The sequence below is a fragment of the Rahnella ecdela genome, assembly GCF_019049625.1.
Lineage (GTDB): Bacteria > Pseudomonadota > Gammaproteobacteria > Enterobacterales > Enterobacteriaceae > Rahnella > Rahnella ecdela.
In genome coordinates this window covers 18166-39337 of sequence record NZ_JAFMOY010000104.1, presented here as the reverse complement: position 1 = coordinate 39337, position 21172 = coordinate 18166, and the positions used below count along the sequence as shown (strand labels likewise).

The window sequence follows — 21172 nt, the reverse complement described above, 5'->3', positions numbered from 1 at the left end:
ACAGAATTAAGTGCAGCTGATAGCCCGATCTATCGCTCTGGCGTATAGCAACCTTCCACGGCCCCATCGCATTATGCTGGGGTCTCTTACCGTCGTCACACTGGCTGTGGCCGTATGGAAACCGTTAGCCTATCACCCGGACAATGACCTCTCTTATACCAAACCTCTGGTTAAAAACATTACGTTAGATAACCAGCAATTGCGTTCTTTGCTTCCCGAAGCCAGCGAACCGATTGACCAGACGTCTCCCGCTGATGATGACATTCCGCAAGATGATCTTGATGATAAAACGGCCAATGAAGCGGGCGTTCACGAATATGTCGTTTCTACCGGCGATACCCTCAGTAGTATCCTGAATCAGTACGGCATTGATATGTCTGAAATTGCTGCTCTTTCAGACGCTAACCGTGATTTGCGTAATCTGAAAGTTGGGCAGCAGATTTCCTGGACACTCAACGATGCCGGTGATTTACAACGTCTGACCTGGGAAAAATCGCGCCGCGAAACCTATACTTTTGACCGTTCCGGTAACGCCTTTAAATCCTCTCTGGAAACCCTGAAAGGGGAATGGAAAGACACGGTAATTAAAGGTTCGCTGAACGGGAGTTTTGTCACCAGCGCCAGAGCCGCAGGGCTGAGCAGCGGTGAAGTCAGTGCTGTTATCAAGGCACTGCAATGGCAGCTCGATTTCCGTAAATTACAGAAAGGCGATGATTTCGCGGTTCTGATGTCCCACGAAGTGCTGGACGGCAAAAACGAGCAGAGTGAATTGCAGGCGGTGCGTATGCGCACTGGCGGTAAAGATTATTACGCGGTTCGCGCGGAAGACGGTAAGTTTTATGACCGCTCCGGCAGCGGGCTGGCGAAAGGCTTCCTGCGTTTCCCGACCGGCAAGCAATACCGCGTTTCTTCCAACTTTAACCCGCGTCGTCTGAACCCGGTCACCGGCCGCATTGCGCCGCACCGTGGCGTTGATTTCGCGGTGCCTGTCGGCACGCCGGTTCTGGCTGTCGGTGATGGCGAAGTGGTTGTTGCCAAAAACGGCGGCGCAGCGGGTAACTATGTGGCTATCCGCCACGGTCGTCAGTACATGACCCGTTATATGCACCTGCGTAAAATTCTGGTGAAACCGGGTCAGAAAGTTAAGCGCGGTGACCGCATTGCGCTTTCCGGTAATACCGGACGTTCCACCGGCCCGCATCTGCATTTCGAAATGTGGATCAACCAGCTGGCCGTGAATCCGCTGACCGCTAAATTGCCGCGTACTGAAGGGCTGACAGGTAAAGATCGCAGTACTTATCTGGCCACCGTTCGTCAGGTTGTTCCTCAGTTGAAGCTGGACTGATCGCTTAGGTTTTAATGATTAGCCGCCGTGATTTATTGCAAAATAACTCACGGCACTTATCATTAAGCCAGAATTTGATATAAGAGCCTGAGCATGCAGCCAGAAAAAGAAAAACGATCTTCCTTAGAATTTATTCCGCAATTTCAGAAAGCCTTCTACCATCCGCGTTACTGGGGCGTCTGGCTGGGCGTCGGTGCGATGGCAACGATGGCCTGTTTGCCCGCGAAAGTCCGTGACCCTGTTCTAGGCAGTCTGGGCCGTCTGGCAGGTAAGTTTGCCAAAGGCGCGCGCCGTCGTGCTCAAATTAATCTGTTGTATTGCCTGCCGGAAACACCGGAAGCTGAACGCGAACACATCATTGATGAAATGTTTGCTACGGCGCCACAGGCGATGGTGATGATGGCTGAACTGGCTATCCGTGATCCAAAAAAAGTGATGCAGCGCGTTCACTGGCACGGCAAGGAAATCGTCGATGAGATGCAGGCGAAAGGACAGAATGTCATTTTCCTGGTACCGCATGGCTGGGCCGTGGATATTCCTGCGATGCTGATGGCCGCAGGCGGTCAACCGATGGCCGCAATGTTCCATAATCAGAAAAACCCGTTGACCGACTACCTGTGGAATACCGTGCGCCGTCGTTTTGGTGGCCGTATGCACGCGCGTAACGACGGCATCAAGCCGTTCATCAGTTCCGTTCGTCAGGGTTACTGGGGCTATTATCTGCCGGATCAGGATCACGGGGCTGAACACAGCGAATTCGTGGATTTTTTCGCGACCTACAAGGCGACATTGCCTGCGGTAGGGCGTCTGATGAAAGTTTGCCGCGCTTCCATTGTCCCGTTATTTCCGGTCTACAACGGCCATGAGCAGCGTCTGGATATTTACGTCCGGCAACCGATGGATGACCTGGCGGCTGCCGATGATAACTACATTGCGCGCCGGATGAATGAGGAAGTGGAAATGCTGGTCGGGCCGAATCCTGAGCAGTACACCTGGATCCTCAAACTGCTCAAAACCCGCAAACCGGGTGAGCCTGAACCTTATTCGCGCAAAGAGTTGTATCCGAAGAAGTAACCGTCTGGATTTGAAAAAGCTGAGGCTCGCACCTCAGCTTTTTTTTACGCTTTTTTAAGCGAATGTTTTAGAAATGCGGCAATCAGAATCGTTCCTGCAACGCCCGCGATAAGACCCGAGAGCATGAAAATGCCGTTACCCAGCGCAAAATAGAACTGTTTAGCAATTTCAATACCAGCTGCAAATACCACGATGGTCATCAGTCCCAGCGCGGCCGCAACGGTGCCTTTTCCTGTCGGACTGGAAAACAGCGTCAGACGATACAGGCCGGCATTCACAAGCCCCGTTCCCACTGCGTAAAGACTCAGCCCGCCAGTTATCCAGTACCAGGCGTGCATCATAAACAGGGCTGCGTACGCACTGACCGACAGCCCGAAAACAATCGGCACAATACCGAGCCAGACCGGCGTGCGGATATTCACTTTGCCGCTGATTTTGCTCAACGTGATATTGCCAATAATCAGTCCGGTGAATACCGGCACCTGTAACCAGCCATACTGTAAAGGTGTCATGCCGGCATCCTGGATCAGCAAAACGGGTGACTGCGCGACCCACGCCAGCAACGGCAGGGTGATCAACCCGATAGCGAGTGAGCCCGTCACTACGCCTTTATTGGTGAACACTTCACGGTAATCTGCCAGCAGCCTGTGCATCGAAAATCGGCCATCATGCGCTGAGGCGGTTTCCGGCATACTTCGCCACAAGCCCCAGAACGCCAGAGCGGAGATGAAAGCAAACAGCGCAAACATGGCTTTCCACGGCGCGTAATGAATGAACGCCGCGCCCGCCAGCGGCCCAAGCAGCGGGGCAATCAGTGTAATGTTTGCCATCAGCGCCATCAGTTTGACGCTCAGGGTTTCGCTGAACGCTTCCTGTATCGCGGCATAACCGACAGCGCCGATAAAGCACAGGCTCATCCCCTGTAAAAACCTCATCAGAATAAATTGTTCGATACTTTGGGTAAAAACGGTCAGCAAACAAGTAACAGTGAAAAAGGCGACACCAGCCAGCAGAACCGGCTTGCGTCCGAGGCGGTCGGAAAGCGGCCCCAATAGCCATTGCAGCAGAATTCCGCCGCACAGATATGCGGTCAGGGAGGTGGAAACCCAGTCGGCGCTTGCGCTGAAATCACTGATCACCTGCAACATACCCGGCTGGATCATATCGTGGGCGATATAGGTGGCGAACTCGAATAACACCAGCGACAGCGGAAACAGCCACTGGCGAAAATTCAGCCGTGATGCAGATTCAGAAACGGACGACATAACGTTAACACTCCGGTACTTAAAATCGAAAAACGCGGCCTGTGAAAGCCGCGCAACTATTGATCAAACCAAAATCATCAAACCAAAATCATCAAACTAAATTCATCGCAATAAATTCATCACTCTAAAATTTTGCTCAGTAGCGGTTAGCGTACGCCGCAATCGGGTTTTCCAGCGTACCGGCGAATTTGAGGTTCTGTGCCGGATCTGAGAGGTTGATCATTTGCTGGTTATTCGCCAGTTGCAGACGGTTCAGGCACGAGTGCGTAAACTCTGGGCCAAACATGTCATAGCGGGCAAATTTACCGGCCAGTTCCGGATACTGAATCTGGTAATCGCGTACCACTTCCGCCACTACCTGCCAGAACTGATCGGCAGGATAGTTGCCGTTCTCTTCCAGAATACGGGCGATAAAGCGGAATACACCGGCGAAGACGTCGGTGAAGATCGACAAAATTTTAAGGTCTTCCGGCACATCGACCGCCAGACGTTTGGCTTTCTCTGGCAGGTTAGCGTCCGGATCCATGACCGCGATTTCTTCTGCGATATCCTTCATGAAGGCATTAACCGGAATATTGTTTTCGAAACGCAGGATCAGGTTTTCGCCATGCGGCATGAACACCAGGTCGTACTGATAGAAACAATGCAGCAGCGGGCTGAGATAAGCGTGCATATAGCGTTTCAGCCAGTCACCTGTCGCCAGACCGGAGGATTTGATCATCTCGACAATCAGCGCATCGCCATGCTTGTCGGTGTGCAACAGGGCAGCCATGGTCATCAGCCGCTGATTAGGCTGCAACTGTGCCACCGGATTTTCGCGCCACAGAGCGGCAAACATTTTTTTGTACGCGCTGTCGCCTTTAATCGCTTCTTCGAAGTAATGGTTGTGATAACCGATCGAAGCGACTTCCTGCAAAATGCTGAAACCGGTGGATTGCAGGTAGGAATCGTTTTCCACCAGGTCCGCCAGCCATTCGTTGATGCCCGGCGTGGTGGCCATGTAGTAAGGCGACAGCCCGCGCATAAAGCCCATGTTCAGAATCGACAGAGCGGTTTTGACGTAGCGCGCTTTCGGACGGCTGGCGTTATAGAAGGTGCGGATTGACTGCTGTGCCAGATAATCATCCTCGCCTTGACCAAGATAAATCAGGAACTGACGGGCGATATCCGGGGCGAAAACCGTCAGCAATTTGTTCTGCCACTGCCACGGATGCACCGGCATGAAATAGTAGTTTTTCGGACTGACACCCAGATCCACCAGCTTCTGCGTAAAGGCACAAATCTGCGCATCGCCCAGTTCTTCGGCGATCAGCGTTTCATACGGTAAATCCTTCACGCTGGCGAAATGTGCCTTGTCGTGATGTACCGCGACCCAGACCAGCTGCAATGGATTCGCCGCTTCCGGTGCGTAGCGCACATAATCACCGGCATCAAAACCGATACGTCCATTGTTGGCGATAAAGCTCGGATGGCCTTCGGTCATGCTGGTTTCAACGGTCTGGAAATCGGCTTCAGACAGTTGTTTGGCCGTCGTGTGGTTGTTCACCAGTTTGTAAGCGCTGCTGTAAAGCGTGCTGCTGATTTCTTCCAGATAGGTCGGCAGCATGGCCTGTGAAATGCCAATTTGTTCTGCGAATTCAATGATGAATTTCACGACATCCAGCGGTTGCGGACTGAGATTATCAAGCCGCTGAATACTGTCGAGATCAATCATCCAGTCATTCAGGGGCAGCTGGCGTGCGCGGAAACGGTATTCAATTTCTGAGGCCGGAACCGCCAGCTGATAGTCGGTCCAGGTGCCGGTGGTTTTCAGTGCCTGCGGAGCGAGCAGGCGCTCATGCGTCAGCTCGGACAGGCATTTTCGCAGCAGCAGGGCATTGGCTTTAGCCCAGACTTCCGGTTGCAGATGCTGACCGGTTTGCATGTTAGATGGTGTCATACTGTTTTTTTCCTTCTGGCTGGCCTGAATAAAATCCTCACGCTGGCAAAATGCCAGCCATGCCGTTTTGTGTGTCAGCTGAATTTGTTTCTGATAACGGAAACCTGCGCGCTTATTCAGTTTGTGGATCTTGTCGTTACGCACGTCCGGCTCGACCACCACGCGTTTCACTTCCGGCTGGCTGAACAGGTATTCCATGACAGCGGAAAATACCTGCCAGCTGAATCCGGTGACAGGTTTGTCGGCGGGAGAAAGCAGAATATGCATGCCCATATCGCCGGTCTGAACGTCGTAATGTTCACGCAACGGATCGTCATGAACCGGATAGCACTCGATCAGGAATTGCGGCTGGCCGTTGATTTCACCCATCAGCGCAGCGCGCGGGTTACCTGCTGTCAGGTCGCGGTAAAACGCATCAACCTCTGCGACCGTGCTGTTTTGCATTCCCCAGAAATGTGCGTAGGGCTGCGTCATCCAGCCATGCAAAGTGGCGGCATCTTTTTCTAATGCCAGCAGGCGGAAGGACAGTTTTCCAGCGGCGCGCGGGCAGGAAAAGACGGAATTTGGAATAGCATCAGACATCGGTAAATTCTCAGTTAGTTTCCGGCAAGGCTGCGGGTGCAGAAGGTCTGGAAGGCGATAGATTTCTCTACCGGATAAATTTCGCGTCCCAGCATCTCGCGGATAATCGTGCTGTTGCGGTAGCACGCCATCCCCAGATCTGGCGTGACAAAACCGTGGGTATGCAGTTCGGCGTTTTGCACGAAAATCTGGTTATGGGCATCAATACTGTAATTACGATTAACGGCGTAACGGCCCGCGTCATCCCACTGAATACGGTGGTAAATGCCTTCAACAAACTGCGGCGGCTGATAGCCGTAACCGGTGGCGAGGATCACTGATTCTGTACGGTGTTGATACGCCTGTTGCTGTTCGTGATGCAGCAGGCTCATTTCCAGCTCGCCGCTGCGGTTGCGGGTCAGTGCCGTCAGTTCTGAGTGGGTATACAAGTCAACATTCAGTGGCCCGTCGAGACGTTTGACATACATCAGGTCGTAAATGTCGTTGATCAGGCTGATGTTAATGCCTTTGTACAGGCACTTCTGTTCGCGGTTGAGCTGATCGCGTTTGGCCATCGGCAGGTCATGGAAATAGTCGATGTATTCCGGCGAGGTCATTTCCAGCGTCAGTTTGCTGTATTCCAGCGGGTAGAAACGCGGCGCGCGGGTGACCCAGGTCAGATGATAATCGTGCTTTTCGATGTCGCAGAGCAGGTCATAGTAAATTTCCGCTGCGCTCTGACCGCTGCCGACCACGGTGATGGATTTGGAATTCTGTACCTGTTCTTTATTGGGCAGATACGCCGAGGAGTGATGCACGTTTTTGCCAGCATCACGCGTGCAGGCGGGCATCCACGGCGACGGGCCGGTGCCCAGCACCAGACGTTTGGTGCGGTAAACATGTTTCTCATTGCTTTTGGTCGAGCGCGCCTGGACCAGATAGCACTCCTGCGTCGACTCCCAGGTCACCAGTTCCACACGCGTAGAAAATTGCAGGCTGGTTAGCTGGCTGCAAGCCCACTGGCAGTACTGGTTGAACTCTTTTCGCATCATGAAGAAATCTTCACGAATGTAGAATGAGTAGAGTTTTCCCTGCAATTTCAGGTAATTCAGAAAGCTGTAAGGGCTGGTTGGATCGGCGAGCGTCACCAGATCTGCCATAAATGGCGTCTGCAAATGCGCACTTTCCAGCATCATGCCGGTGTGCCAGTCGAAACTGTCATTCTGGTCTAAAAACAGACCGTTCAGCGCCTTCACCGGCTCAGTCAGACAGGCCAGTCCGAGGTTGAACGGGCCAATGCCCACAGCGATAAAATCATAGGTTTTTTCGGTAGAATTCATATTCATGGTGCGTTTCCTTTTACCGGTTTTTTGCGGCGCTCAGCGCAGTGGCAGTCAGCTCTTTGCCATAATGGGTGATCAGACTGAGCACATCGGCAACATCTTCCCTGGTGGTGGTCGGGTTCAGTAAAGTAAATTTCAGATACTGACGGTCATGCACTTTGGTGCCGGCAATTACGGCGCTGCCGTCACGGAAAATTGCTTTACGGATACCGGCATTAATTGCGTCAATTTGCTCGTGATGCATGGATATGCGCGGAACAAAACGGAATACCAGCGTGCTCAGTTCGGGTTTATGCAGCACTTCGATGTTGGGATTTTGTTCCATCATCTGATGGGTTTCGGTGGCGCGCTCCAGCAACACATCGAAGGATTCACCCAGTGCCTGCTGGCCCATGATGCGCAGCGTCAGCCACATTTTCAGGGCATCAAAGCGTTTGGTGGTCTGGATGCTTTTGTTGACCAGATTCGGCGTGCCTTCCAGTTTTGCACTCAGCGGATTCAGGTATTCAGCATGATGAGTCACGTGTTCCAGATGGCTGTGATCGTTAACAAGGAACGCACTGCAACTGACTGGCTGGAAGAAGGATTTGTGATAATCCACGGTGACGGAGTCGGCCAGATGAATGCCTTCGATACGCTGGCGATGCTGAGGGGAAACCAGCAATCCGCAGCCGTAAGCGGCATCGGCGTGCATCCAGATTTTTTCTTTGCGGCAGATTTCTGCGATTTCATTTAGCGGATCGATGCTGCCAAAGTCGGTGGTGCCGGCGGTTGCTACGACAGCGATCGGGATAAGTCCCTCTGCGTGACAACGCTCGATTTCGGCTTTAAGCGCGCTGATGTCCATACGGAATGCACTGTCGCAAGCGACCGGTACCACGGCGTCATACCCCAGGCCGAGCAGGGCGGAGGATTTCTGAATGCTGAAATGGCTGACCTGAGAACTGAAAATACGCCAGCGGTTGGCTTCCGGCGGCAGTCCCTGATATTTGATACTGTGCTGCGGACGGGTACGTTTGCAGTGACTGTCGCGCGCCAGCAGCATCGCCATCAGGTTGGATTGCGTCCCGCCACTGGTGAAAATGCCGTCAGACTTTGCGCCAAAACCGATACGGGCGAGAGTCCAGTCAATGACTTTTTGTTCGATTAAAGTGCCACCTGCACTCTGGTCCCAGGTATCTACCGAGGAATTAATGGCACTGATAAAAAGCTCTGCAAGCTGGGACGGAACCACGGTCGGGCAGTTCAGGTGAGCGAGGTATTTCGGATGGTGGAAATAAACAGCGTGCTGCAGATATAAATCATCCAGTTCTTCCAGCGCCAGCCGTGTTCCTGCCAAAGGTTTGGTCAGATCAATATGGCGAAATTGTTCGGCTAACTCAGCAGGAGAAACACCGGAAAATGGTTTTTCCGTATGGTTAATATGAGATTTAATTAATTCAATCCCTTGTTCAATCTGATCCTGCCATTCAGGCGTACTATTTTGATTGAAAATATAACCCTTGTTTTCGCTTAATTTAGCCGGAGCAATCATGAGGTCTTTGGTGCTGTCCTGCATTATTTCCCAATTATTTATCTGGCTCATCATGGACCCTTTCTGTTTATCCGTTCTCTTTACTGCGGGCGAGGGGAGGCCACCCGGTATAAGTCAGGAGATTTCATTGAACGTGTGTATAGCAGGCAGGGCTCAAGTCCACGCCTGTCAGGTGTGCGGTTTAATCTGTTTTATTAACACAAATAATAAGGTTTAACTCTTGTGCGATTTCCTTTGAGCGGACTTAAACAAGGTTTTAACGAATGGGAATCATTATAAATGCAAATCATTATCATTCAACTACGGCATTGAACATTTAGGCATTCGCAGCGAATAAGCTTATTTTATGTGATGGCCATCACATTAATGATGGAGATTTGCCTTAAAAAACGTTATTCACATGAGAGTATTCTGTATTTATTATTCGTTTAAGGTTGCTGATTTCCACTATGAATAATATAAAAAGTTATATTAATGCGCACTAAAAGCAGGTCTATTTGTAGTTAATAAACTTTTTGTCAGCGAAGGGCGGAGAATTATTTCATACGGATGGTAGAATAATGATCAAATTAAGGCGGGAAAATGACCGGACTGTTTCAGGGTAACATGATTAACATGAGAAAATAAAAAGGCCGATCATAATAATCGGCCATTGATTCGTATTTAATTACATATTTAGTTTAATCAACACGCAAAATACGGCTGGTATTGGTAGTACCGATGGTGCTCATGACGTCGCCCTGAGTGATGATAACCAGGTCGCCTGACAGCAGATAACCTTTATCACGCAGCAGATTAACCGCGTCCTGTGCTGCCGCTACGCCGTCGTTCACGCTGTCGAAGAAGACCGGCGTGACGCCACGATAAATGGCGGTCAGGTTCAGGGTGTGCTCATGACGGGACATCGCAAAGATTGGCAGGCCAGAGCTGATGCGGGACAACATCAGCGCGGTACGGCCAGATTCCGTCATGGAAATGATCGCCGTCACACCTTTCAGGTGGTTGGCCGCATACATGGCTGACATCGCAATGGCTTCTTCGATGTTATCGAATTCCACGTCGAGACGGTGTTTGGACACGTTAATGCTTGGGATTTTCTCTGCACCCAGGCAAACACGAGCCATCGCAGCAACGGTTTCTGCCGGATACTGGCCCGCAGCGGTTTCAGCTGAAAGCATGACCGCATCGGTGCCATCGAGTACGGCGTTCGCCACATCCATCACTTCGGCCCGGGTTGGCATCGGGTTGGTTATCATCGATTCCATCATCTGAGTGGCGGTGATAACCGCACGGTTCAACTGACGGGCACGACGGATCAGTTTCTTCTGGATACCGACCAGTTCAGGGTCACCAATTTCTACACCCAGATCACCACGGGCAACCATGACTACGTCGGAAGCCAGAATGATGTCGTCCATGGCTGCGTCGGTGGCAACGGCTTCAGCACGTTCCACTTTTGAAACGATTTGAGCGTTACAGCCTGCATCGCGGGCCAGACGGCGCGCATAGTTAAGGTCTTCGCCGGTGCGTGGGAATGAAACTGCCAGATAATCTACGTCCATTTTGGCCGCAGTAATAATGTCTGCTTTATCTTTTTCAGTCAGGGCTTCAGCAGAAAGGCCGCCGCCCAGTTTGTTGATGCCTTTGTTGTTAGAAAGCGGGCCACCAACAGTCACTTCGGTAAACACTTTCATGCCCTGAACTTCGAGCACTTTAAGCTGCACGCGACCATCATCGAGCAACAAAATGTCGCCCGGCACAACGTCAGCAGGCAGACCTTTATAGTCGATACCAACTTTTTCTTTATCGCCTTCACCTTTGCTCATGTTGGCGTCGAGCAGGAATTTATCGCCAATATTGAGGAAGACTTTGCCTTCTTTAAAGGTAGAAACGCGGATTTTAGGGCCTTGCAGGTCACCGAGAATGGCGACATGGCGGCCAAGGCGGGCGGCGATTTCACGCACTTTGTTAGCGCGAAGGATGTGATCTTCAGGAGTTCCGTGAGAGAAATTCATACGTACAACGTTTGCACCCGCTGCAATGATCTTCTCTAGATTATTGTCGCGGTCAGTTGCCGGACCGAGGGTGGTAACGATCTTCGTTCTTCTGAGCCTTCTGGACATGCCTAACTCCGTTAACTGATGAAACATGGTAATGCTAAAAACAACGGGTCCACTGTGCCGGAGGTGTAATTGTAATACAAAAGGGTTTCACCTGTGTGACCCGCTGGCCTCATGTCTGACTTTCGCCTTGCGCACGTTGCGCGAAGATTTCCGGGCAGACTCCCTATTAAATCACTGTCTGTTAAATCATTAGTGTTGCACTCATTTGCTTCACGAATGATTTATGGATTCACTTGTTGAGTAAGCTCACTCAAGCAGGTTAGGGATGACTATCCCTTTATCAAAGCGCGATTCTTTCAACGCTTCTTTGACCCGCTTCAGGTTATCTCTGAATTTTGCGCCACGACGCAGAGTAAACCCGGTGGCCAGCACGTCGATCAACGTCAGCTGGGCAATCCGCGAGACCATCGGCATGTAAACGTCGGTGTCTTCAGGAACATCCAGTAACAATGCCAGCGTCGCTTCCTGGGCCAGAGGTGTATTAAAAGACGTAATCGCGATCACCGTGGCATCGTTCTCACGGGCGAGTTGGGCAAGTTCGACCAGATTTTTAGTGCGTCCGGTGTGTGAAATTAGTACCACGACGTCGCCTTCGCTGGAATTCATACAGCTCATACGCTGCATGACGATATCGTCGAAGTAAACCACGGGAATGTTAAAGCGGAAAAACTTGTTCATGGCATCATGGGCAACCGCGGCGGATGCGCCCAGCCCAAAGAAGGAAATTTTCTTGGCCTGAGTGAGTAAATCGACGGCGCGATTGATGGCCGCGATATCCAGGGTATTCTTCACCTGGTCGAGGCTGGCCATGGCGGATTCGAAAATTTTACTGGTGTAAGCGCTGACACTGTCGCTTTCATCCACGTTACGGTTCACATAAGGCGTACCATTTGCCAGACTTTGTGCCAGATGCAGTTTAAAATCTGGAAACCCTTTTGTGTCGAGACGACGGCAAAAACGGTTTACAGTAGGTTCACTGACGTCGGCCATGCGGGCGAGAGTGGCAATACTGGAGTGAATAGCAACATGCGGCGATGCCAGGATCACTTCAGCAACTTTGCGTTCTGACTTGCTCAGAATGTCAAGGTGAGTCTGGATTTTTTCCAACGTATTCATAAGCATGCCACTCATAGGTTTCAACGATTTCTGTGAAAAGAGGAAATCGGACTGATTTGATGAAAATATACTACGCGCTTCATGCCGTTGGCAGCGTCAGCCAGGCGAATTTACGGCTTTTTTTGTCAGAGTTTGACCGAGATCTAACTTTCAGTATGGTAAATTCTGTTCAGTTTTGTCATAAAATTACAGAATGTTGTAGGTTTTGACAGCACCTGAGAGACTTATGATAAAAATAAGGTTTTCCGCAGAGTTATTACCCTGTCAGATCATGGTTTACGGCTTACGGGCAATCAGAGTACATTGTTGCTGAAATAAAATTACAATATGTACCCGGGATAATTCGAGTTGCAGCTCACGCGGAGCAACCAGAAATATGTCAGGTATTCCTGCATTGAGGAGAAGAACATGGCGGTAACTCAGACAGCCCAGGCTTGTGATCTGGTAATTTTCGGTGCGAAAGGCGATCTTGCGCGCCGTAAGCTGTTGCCTTCCCTGTATCAGTTAGAGAAAGCAGGTCACATTCACCCGGATACTCGCATTATCGGTGTCGGACGTGCGGAATGGGACAAAGCGGCCTATACCGAAGTGGTCAAAGAAGCACTGACTACCTTCATGAAAGAAAAAATTGATCCGGAACTGTGGGATAAACTCAGTGCCCGTCTTGATTTCTGCAACCTTGATGTCAATGATCTGAAACATTTCAAAGTGTTGGGCAAGATGCTCGACCAGAAAAATCGCGCAACCATTAACTACTTTGCGATTGCGCCAAGCCATTTCGGGGCTATTTGCCGCGGACTGGGCGAAGCAGGGCTGAACAAAGAGCCTGCACGCGTCGTGATGGAAAAACCGCTGGGCCACTCGCTGGAATCTTCACAGGTTATTAACGATCAGGTCGCCGAGTACTTTGCAGAATCTCAGGTTTACCGTATCGACCATTATCTGGGCAAAGAAACGGTACTGAACCTGCTGGCGCTGCGTTTCGCCAACAATCTCTTTGCCAGCAACTGGGATAACCGTACTATCGATCACGTGCAGATCACCGTTGCTGAAGAAGTGGGTATCGAAGGCCGCTGGGGTTACTTCGATGATGCGGGTCAGATGCGTGACATGATCCAGAACCACCTGCTGCAAATTCTGACCATGATTGCCATGTCTCCACCGGCTGATCTGAGCACCGACCGTATCCGTGATGAGAAAGTGAAAGTACTGCGCTCCCTGCGCCGTATCGATCAGTCTAATGTGCGTGAAAACACCGTGCGCGGTCAGTACACTGCCGGATTCGTACAGGGTAAAAAAGTCCCTGGTTATCTGGAAGAAGAAGGCGCGAAGAAAACCAGCAGCACCGAAACTTTTGTGTCTATCCGCGTGGATATTGATAACTGGCAGTGGGCGGGCGTACCGTTCTATCTGCGTACCGGCAAACGTCTGCCGACCAAATGTTCAGAAGTTGTGGTGTATTTCAAAAGCCCGGCACTGAACCTGTTCCGTGATTCTTACCAGCAATTGCCGCAGAACAAACTGACGATTCGTCTGCAACCGGACGAGGGTATCGAGATCGAAGTACTGAACAAAGTACCGGGTCTGGAACACAAGCACCGTCTGCAAACCACCAAGCTGGACTTGAGCTTCACTGAAACCTTCAATGAACAACATATTGCCGATGCTTACGAGCGTTTGCTGCTGGAAACCATGCGTGGGATCCAGGCGCTGTTTGTACGCCGTGACGAAGTGGAAGAAGCCTGGAAATGGGTCGACTCCATCATGAATGCATGGGCGGCGGAAAGCGAAGCACCAAAACCGTATCAGTCCGGGACATGGGGGCCGGTGGCGTCTGTGGCGATGATCACCCGCGACGGCCGTTCCTGGAACGAGTTTGAGTAACTGATAATTTTTGAGTAATTACTCCCCAAAATACTTGGAGTTGCAGCAAGGCGGCAAGTGAGAGAGTCCCGATGAGCTGACATGAGTCAGTGATTCGGGTGCGCTAGCGCAGCCAACGCCGCTGCGGCTCCAAGTATGACGGGGAGGGTAGTACTGTCCAATCGGGTGTGGTCGGTTTCCGGCGGAGAAAGTTTCTGCTGGTCCCTGTGGCAGGGGCGCGCCATCAATCACAACGATGCCTGCGGGCATGAATGGAGAAAAAGATGAAAAACTGGAAAACAAGCGCGGAACAAATTCTGACCTCAGGGCCGGTCGTTCCTGTGATTGTTATCAATAAACTGGAACATGCTGTCCCGCTGGCGAAAGCGCTGGTTGCCGGTGGTGTACGTGTTCTGGAAGTCACCTTACGTACTTCGTGTGCGATGGATGCGATCCGCGCGATTGCCAAAGAAGTCCCGGATGCCATCATCGGTGCAGGAACTGTGCTCAATCCTGAACAACTGGCCGAAGTGACCGAAGCCGGGGCTCAGTTTGCGATTAGCCCTGGCCTGACAGATGCGTTACTTAAAGCGGCGAACGCAGGTTCGATTCCCCTGATCCCAGGTATCAGCACTGTTTCAGAACTGATGCTGGGTCTGGATGCTGGTCTTCGTGAATTTAAATTTTTCCCGGCAGAAGCCAACGGCGGCGTGAAAGCGTTGCAGGCGATTGCAGGACCATTCCCGCAGGTGCGTTTCTGCCCGACCGGCGGCATTTCACCGGCTAATTACCGTGATTATCTGGCACTGAAAAGCGTGCTGTGTATCGGTGGATCCTGGCTGGTACCAGCCGATGCGCTGGAAAGCGGTGACTATGCACGAATCACTGAGCTGGCCAAAGAAGCTGTTGCTGGTGCAAAAGCCTGATAAAGCGTTGCACGGATAACGAAAAAACCTCCCGCGGGAGGTTTTTTTATATCTGAAAATGAGTGATTAACGCGCAGCGATAATCTTGATTTCAATTTTGTATTTTGGGTTCATCAGATTGGCCTGCACGGTACAACGCACAGGGGCATTACCCGGAGAAACCCACGCATCCCAGGCTTCGTTCATGGCCGGGAAGTCTTCTTTGTTCACCAGAAACAGCGTGGCATCAATAATTTTGCTTTTGTCTGAGCCCGCTTCAGTCAGCGCTGCATCGATAATCGCCAGCGTTTCTGCCGTCTGATCTTTGGCGTTAGCATCCAGATTTTCCGGTACCGCGGTGTAATAAATGGTGTCGTTATGGATAACGATGTCGGACATCCGTGGCTCAGGGCGGATACGTTCGATGGTCATTTTTTAACTCCGGTTAGTCACATTATTTTGATGGCGCTAAGGGTATCACAAAGGATGAATACGTTGGATTGGCAGATGACGGTGGTAGTGAAGCCAAGGGATTGGCATAATCACTGCTGATCCGTACAGGTAGAGAGACAGAGTGACAGACGATTTCGCAACAGACGGCGCACTGGCGCAAAAAATTGAAGGTTTTAAACCCCGTGAACCTCAGCGTCTGATGGCGCAGGCTGTCAGCAAAGCGATCAGCGGTAAGCAAGGGCTGGTGGTGGAAGCTGGTACAGGTACCGGTAAAACCTATGCGTATCTGGCGCCGGCTCTGCGCTCCGGCAAAAAAGTCATTATCTCCACCGGTTCGAAAAATTTACAGGATCAGCTCTATTCCCGCGATTTACCTAAAGTTGCCAGCGCACTGAATTTCAAAGGCCGCCTGGCGCTGCTAAAAGGGCGCTCAAACTATTTGTGTCTGGAACGTCTGGAACAACAATCGCTGTCCGGCGGCGATCTCGCCAGTCAGGCTCTCAGCGAACTGGCGCATTTGCGACACTGGTCGAGCAGCACGGAAGAGGGTGATATCAGTACCTGCAACGTGGTGCCGGAAGACAGCTTTGTCTGGCCACTGGTGACCAGCACTAACGATAACTGCCTCGGCAGTGACTGTCCGTTGTATAAAGAATGCTTTGTGGTGAAAGCCCGTCGCAAGGCGATGGACGCCGACGTGGTGGTGGTCAACCATCACCTGTTTATGGCGGACATGGTGGTAAAAGAAAGCGGTTTCGGTGAGTTAATCCCTGAAGCCGACGTCATGATTTTCGACGAAGCCCATCAGATCCCCGATATCGCCAGCCAGTATTTCGGCCAGCAGGTGACCAGCCGTCAGCTGCTTGATATGGCGAAAGACATCACGATTGCTTATCGCACCGAAGTGCGTGATTCCGTACAGCTTCAGAAAAGCGCTGACCGCCTGAGCCAGAGCACGATGGATTTTCGACTTGCGCTCGGAGAACCCGGTTTTCGTGGCAATCTGCGCGATGTGCTTAATCAGCCAGCTATCCAGCGCGCACTGCTGTTACTCGATGACGCGCTGGAGCTTTGCTACGACGTGGTGAAATTGTCGCTCGGCCGTTCTGCGTTACTGGATGCTGCGTTCGAACGTGCCACGCTTTACCGTAACCGACTGAAACGCCTGAAAGATGTCTCCATTCCCGGTTACAGTTACTGGTATGAATGTAACTCGCGTCATTTCGTCCTGGCGCTGACGCCATTGTCAGTGACTGACAAATTCAGCGAAATGATGAAAGAAAAACCGGGCGCGTGGATTTTCACTTCCGCAACGCTTTCGGTGAACGATCAGCTGCATCATTTTACCGAACGTCTGGGGCTGGATGAGGCCGAAACATTACTGCTGCCGAGTCCGTTTGATTACGCTAAACAGGCGCTGTTATGCGTGCCGCGTTTTTTGCCAGAATCGAATGTAAACGGCAGTTCAAAACAGCTGGCGCGGATGTTGCGTCCGCTGATTGAAGCCAACAAAGGCCGCTGTTTCTTTCTGTGTACGTCACACAAAATGATGCGTGAACTGGCCGAGGAGTTCAGGGCCAGCCTGACGTTGCCAGTTTTATTACAGGGCGAAACCAGTAAAGGCCAGCTTCTGGCGCAGTTTGTCGAAGCTGGCAACGCATTACTGGTGGCGACCAGCAGTTTCTGGGAAGGCGTGGATGTTCGCGGCGATGCGTTGTCCTGCGTCATTATCGACAAACTGCCGTTTACATCACCTGATGACCCGCTGCTCAAAGCCCGTATTGAAGATTGTCGCCTGCGCGGCGGTGATCCGTTCAATGACGTACAATTACCTGATGCGGTTATTACGCTGAAACAGGGTGTCGGACGTTTAATCCGCGATACCTCTGACCGGGGTGTGATGGTGATTTGCGATAACCGGCTGGTGATGCGCCCTTATGGCGAAGTTTTCCTCAACAGTTTGCCGCCGACACCGCGCACGCGTGATCTGGCACAAGCGATCCGCTTTTTACAGGGTGTCGAAGAGCAGAAATAGCCCTTTGTTTATGCTAAGATGCCGCCCCGAAAAAGGCTCTTATGCCCGTCATATTTCAAGTTGCAGATGCGTTGACTGCGCTCACTCACCCCAGTCACTTAGTTATCTAAGTTCCCGGGGATTCACGAGCTTGTCGCCTTCCTCCACCTCGAAGTATTTAGGGTGTAACTTATTAATTTCCCCGCCTGAGGTCTGGCATGTCCACGCGAATTTTAGCAATTGATACGGCGACAGAAGCCTGTTCGGTTGCGCTTTATAATCAGGGCGAAACGCTCGCTCATTTTGAACTCTGTGCCCGTGAGCATACGCAGCGCATTTTGCCGATGGTTCAGCAAATTCTTGCCGAGGCAGGACTATCCCTGACTCAACTCGACGCGCTGGCTTTTGGTCGCGGTCCGGGCAGTTTTACCGGTGTGCGTATCGGCATTGGTATGGCCCAGGGGCTTTCTCTTGGCGCAGAACTGCCTTTGTTGCCGGTGTCTACATTGCAGACCATGGCGCAGGGCGCGTATCGCCTCACTGGTGCTGATACCGTACTCGCAGCCATTGATGCCCGCATGGGTGAAGTGTACTGGGGTGAATTCAGCCGCAATGCACAAGGTGTCTGGAGCGGTTCAGAGACCGAGAAAGTCATCAAGCCGGAACAGCTTCTGGCGCGCGCTGAAGAATTATCTGGCCGTTTTGCGAAGGTGGGAACCGGCTGGGAGACTTATCCTCATCTGTTAGGTGAATCTCCGGTCGCCGAATTATTTGATGGCAAAATGCTACTGCCTCATGCGGAAGATATGCTGCCGCTGGCGCTCCAGCTCTGGGAAAATGGCGTTCGTGTTAATCCCGAAGATGCGGAACCGACTTACCTGCGCAACGAAGTGACATGGAAAAAGCTGCCAGGACGGTAAATGACGGTAAAGTCAGGCAACTTGTGCTCTGAAAAGTGGTCAAAATTAAGAGTTTGCACAGGAGTCAACGCAATGCGTAAGTGGTCTGTAATTCAGCAGTTATCAGGTAAAACGGGTAAAAGAATGGCACTGAGTGCGGTTGCGCTGAGTGCTCTGGTGTTATCGGGTTGTGTCACGGTGCCGGATGAAATTCGCGGAACCACGGCAACGCCGCAAATGAATTTACAGGCAGTGCAGGGCGCACCGGGTCTTTATGTCGGGCAGGAATCGCGTTTTGGCGGCAAAGTGGTCTCTGTGACTAATCTGCAAAACAAAACCCGTCTCGAAATTGCCACTGTACCGCTGGATGATGGCGCAAGGCCTATTTTAGGCGCACCGTCGCGCGGGCGGATCATGGCTTACATTAACGGCTTTGTGGATCCTGTTGATTATCGCAATCAGCTGGTGACCGTCGTCGGACCGATTACCGGTGTGGAGAAAGGCAAAATCGGCCAGACTTCTTATGATTTTGTCACGGTAAACGTCAACAGCTATAAACGCTGGCGGATACAGCAACAGGTCGTTATGCCTCCGCAGCCATTTGGCCCGTGGGGCTACGGCTACGGCGGCCCTTATGATTCCTGGGGGCGCGGGTTTGGACCCGGCTGGGGGCCCGGTTGGTATGACACGACACCCGCACGGGTCGAGAGCGTTGTCACCGAATAGACCTCCGCCACCGCACGGAGAACCGCCGCCACATTCTGGCGGGCATCCTCCGGTGGTAATGAAACCGGCTCCGGCACCGAAGCATTAAAGGCAGTAGTTGTTAAGGCGGCTTATTTGCCGCCTTTTTCTTTTAAGCCACGGATGGTTTGGCAAAGCAAGGGTACAGAAAAAGTGACCCGCCTCTCAACCTCGACATTGTTTGAAACGCAACTGGTAAGCTGAGTTAAAATATTGTTAAAGACGTGATAAAACTCGTCGAATAGAGACGGCAACAGAACATGATTTCAGGAGTGATACCTTGGAAAAGGTTTGGCTAAAACGATATCCGGCAGATGTTCCTGAGAACATCGATCCTGACCGCTACAGTTCGCTGGTCGAAATGTTTGAAAATTCCGCACTGCGTTATGCCGACAGTGTGGCATTTATTAACATGGGCGAGGCGATGACCTATCGCAAACTCGAAGAACGCAGCCGGGCGTTTGCCGCGTATCTGCAAAATGAGCTGGGTCTGCAGAAGGGCGATCGTGTCGCACTGATGATGCCGAATTTGCTGCAATACCCGATTGCCCTGTTTGGCGTGCTGCGCGCAGGCATGGTGGTCGTTAACGTTAACCCGCTGTATACGCCGCGAGAGCTGGAACATCAGCTGAACGACAGTGGCGCCAGTGCGATTGTAATTGTCTCCAATTTTGCCCATACGCTGGAAAAAGTGGTGTACAAAACGCAGGTCAAACACGTCATCCTGACCCGCATGGGTGATCAGCTTTCTGCCGCCAAAGGCACGCTGGTTAACTTTGTGGTGAAATATATCAAACGGCTGGTGCCGAAATACCATCTGCCGAACGCGATCTCCTTCCGTACTGCCTTACAGCGCGGGCGTCGCCTGCAATACATCAAGCCCGATATCATCAACGACGATCTGGCGTTCCTGCAATATACCGGCGGAACGACAGGCGTGGCGAAGGGCGCGATGCTAACACACAGAAACATGCAGGCGAATCTCGAACAGGCTAAAGCAGCATATGCACCGCTGTTACGTCCGGGCCATGAACTGGTGGTGACGGCGCTCCCGCTTTATCATATTTTTGCCCTGACGGTGAACTGTCTGCTGTTCCTCGATCTGGGCGGTAAGAGCCTGCTTATCACCAATCCTCGCGACGTATCCGGAATGGTTAAAGAGCTGGCTAAATATCCGTTTACCGCCATCAGCGGGGTCAATACTCTGTTTAATGCGCTGCTCAATAACGAAGATTTCCGCGAGCTGGATTTTTCCACGCTGCGTCTTTCGGTTGGCGGCGGGATGTCTGTACAAAAATCTGTGGCAGACAAATGGGAAAAACTGACCGGTAAACATCTGCTGGAAGGTTATGGTCTGACCGAATGTTCACCGCTGGTGGCCGGTAACCCGTACGATTTGAAACATTACAGCGGCAGTATTGGTCTGCCGGTGCCATCGACAGAAGTCCGTCTGGTGGATGACAACGGCCATGATGTCGCGCCTGGGCAGCCGGGCGAGTTGTGGGTGCGTGGCCCTCAGGTCATGCTGGGATACTGGCAGCGGCCTTCGGCAACCGATGAGGTGCTAAAAGATGGCTGGTTATCGACGGGCGATATCGTTACAGTGGACGAGCAGGGCTTCTTACGGATTGTTGACCGTAAAAAAGACATGATCCTGGTTTCCGGTTTCAATGTTTACCCTAACGAAATTGAAGAGGTGGTTTCACAACACGACAAAGTGCTCGAAGTTGCCGCCATTGGTGTGCCGAATGAGTCGTCAGGTGAAATTGTCAAAATTTGCGTGGTGAAAAAAGACCCTTCACTGACCAGCGAAGAACTCCTGGCGCACTGTCGCCGGTTATTAACCGGTTACAAAGTACCGAAGATTGTCGAGTTCCGTGATGAGTTACCGAAGTCAAATGTCGGTAAAATCCTCCGACGGGAACTTCGCGATGAGCAGGCAAAACCCAAGGCCGATCCGAAGCAGGATGCAGCATAGCGGTTAACACGTTTGT

The 21172-nt window shown here is 51.6% G+C and carries 15 protein-coding genes; 8 read left to right on the top strand and 7 right to left on the bottom strand.

Translation table 11 applies throughout. The features are described 5' to 3' along the window. Positions 1 to 10 precede the first annotated feature (10 nt). On the top strand, positions 11 to 1345 hold the full coding sequence (gene mepM, locus J1784_RS02765; protein ID WP_217147921.1) for a murein DD-endopeptidase MepM: 1335 nt from the start codon (positions 11 to 13) through the stop codon (positions 1343 to 1345). A 93-nt stretch (positions 1346 to 1438) separates the two neighbouring features. Further along, positions 1439 to 2419 (top strand): lauroyl-Kdo(2)-lipid IV(A) myristoyltransferase, encoded by a 981-nt coding sequence (lpxM, locus tag J1784_RS02760; protein WP_217147920.1) that lies wholly within the window; start codon positions 1439 to 1441, stop codon positions 2417 to 2419. A gap of 44 nt (positions 2420 to 2463) precedes the next feature. Here lpxM and J1784_RS02755 read toward each other — a convergent pair whose 3' ends face one another. The 6 genes from J1784_RS02755 to J1784_RS02730 form a co-directional block, all read right to left on the bottom strand. Further along, a complete protein-coding gene (locus tag J1784_RS02755; RefSeq protein ID WP_217147919.1) occupies positions 2464 to 3684 on the bottom strand; it encodes an MFS transporter in 1221 nt (406 codons plus the stop codon). 136 nt (positions 3685 to 3820) lie between these two features. After that, positions 3821 to 6205: a GNAT family N-acetyltransferase gene (locus J1784_RS02750; protein ID WP_217147918.1), complete on the bottom strand. Its 2385-nt coding sequence runs from the start codon at positions 6203 to 6205 to the stop codon at positions 3821 to 3823. A gap of 14 nt (positions 6206 to 6219) precedes the next feature. After that, on the bottom strand, positions 6220 to 7524 hold the full coding sequence (locus tag J1784_RS02745; RefSeq protein ID WP_217147931.1) for a lysine N(6)-hydroxylase/L-ornithine N(5)-oxygenase family protein: 1305 nt from the start codon (positions 7522 to 7524) through the stop codon (positions 6220 to 6222). 19 nt (positions 7525 to 7543) lie between these two features. After that, positions 7544 to 9112, bottom strand: coding sequence for a pyridoxal phosphate-dependent decarboxylase family protein (locus J1784_RS02740; protein WP_238485360.1), 1569 nt, complete (start codon positions 9110 to 9112; stop codon positions 7544 to 7546). A gap of 629 nt (positions 9113 to 9741) precedes the next feature. Next, complete coding sequence (gene pyk, locus J1784_RS02735; protein ID WP_217147917.1) at positions 9742 to 11184, bottom strand: pyruvate kinase; 1443 nt, start codon at positions 11182 to 11184, stop codon at positions 9742 to 9744. 246 nt (positions 11185 to 11430) lie between these two features. After that, positions 11431 to 12300, bottom strand: coding sequence for a MurR/RpiR family transcriptional regulator (locus J1784_RS02730; RefSeq protein WP_217147916.1), 870 nt, complete (start codon positions 12298 to 12300; stop codon positions 11431 to 11433). Between the two features lie 408 nt (positions 12301 to 12708). Between J1784_RS02730 and zwf the strand changes: the two genes are divergently transcribed. Together zwf and J1784_RS02720 are read left to right on the top strand one after the other, a co-directional pair. Further along, entirely contained in the window at positions 12709 to 14184 is a 1476-nt protein-coding gene (gene zwf / locus J1784_RS02725) for a glucose-6-phosphate dehydrogenase (protein ID WP_112290019.1), read from the top strand. Between the two features lie 263 nt (positions 14185 to 14447). After that, entirely contained in the window at positions 14448 to 15089 is a 642-nt protein-coding gene (locus tag J1784_RS02720) for a bifunctional 4-hydroxy-2-oxoglutarate aldolase/2-dehydro-3-deoxy-phosphogluconate aldolase (protein ID WP_217147915.1), read from the top strand. Between the two features lie 66 nt (positions 15090 to 15155). On the opposite strand, the gene J1784_RS02715 is transcribed toward J1784_RS02720, so the two are convergent. Then, on the bottom strand, positions 15156 to 15500 hold the full coding sequence (locus J1784_RS02715) for a RidA family protein (protein WP_120509193.1): 345 nt from the start codon (positions 15498 to 15500) through the stop codon (positions 15156 to 15158). A gap of 142 nt (positions 15501 to 15642) precedes the next feature. On the opposite strand from J1784_RS02715, the gene J1784_RS02710 reads away from it, so the two are divergent. The 4 genes from J1784_RS02710 (at position 15643) to fadD (ending at position 21156) form a co-directional block, all read left to right on the top strand. Beyond that, a complete protein-coding gene (locus J1784_RS02710) occupies positions 15643 to 17556 on the top strand; it encodes a DNA repair helicase YoaA (protein WP_217147914.1) in 1914 nt (637 codons plus the stop codon). Positions 17557 to 17753: 197 nt separating this feature from the next. Next, entirely contained in the window at positions 17754 to 18455 is a 702-nt protein-coding gene (tsaB, locus tag J1784_RS02705) for a tRNA (adenosine(37)-N6)-threonylcarbamoyltransferase complex dimerization subunit type 1 TsaB (RefSeq protein ID WP_217147913.1), read from the top strand. 72 nt (positions 18456 to 18527) lie between these two features. Then, entirely contained in the window at positions 18528 to 19160 is a 633-nt protein-coding gene (locus J1784_RS02700; protein WP_274387301.1) for a Slp family lipoprotein, read from the top strand. 298 nt (positions 19161 to 19458) lie between these two features. Continuing rightward, positions 19459 to 21156 (top strand): long-chain-fatty-acid--CoA ligase FadD, encoded by a 1698-nt coding sequence (gene fadD / locus J1784_RS02695; RefSeq protein ID WP_217147912.1) that lies wholly within the window; start codon positions 19459 to 19461, stop codon positions 21154 to 21156. Positions 21157 to 21172 lie beyond the last annotated feature (16 nt).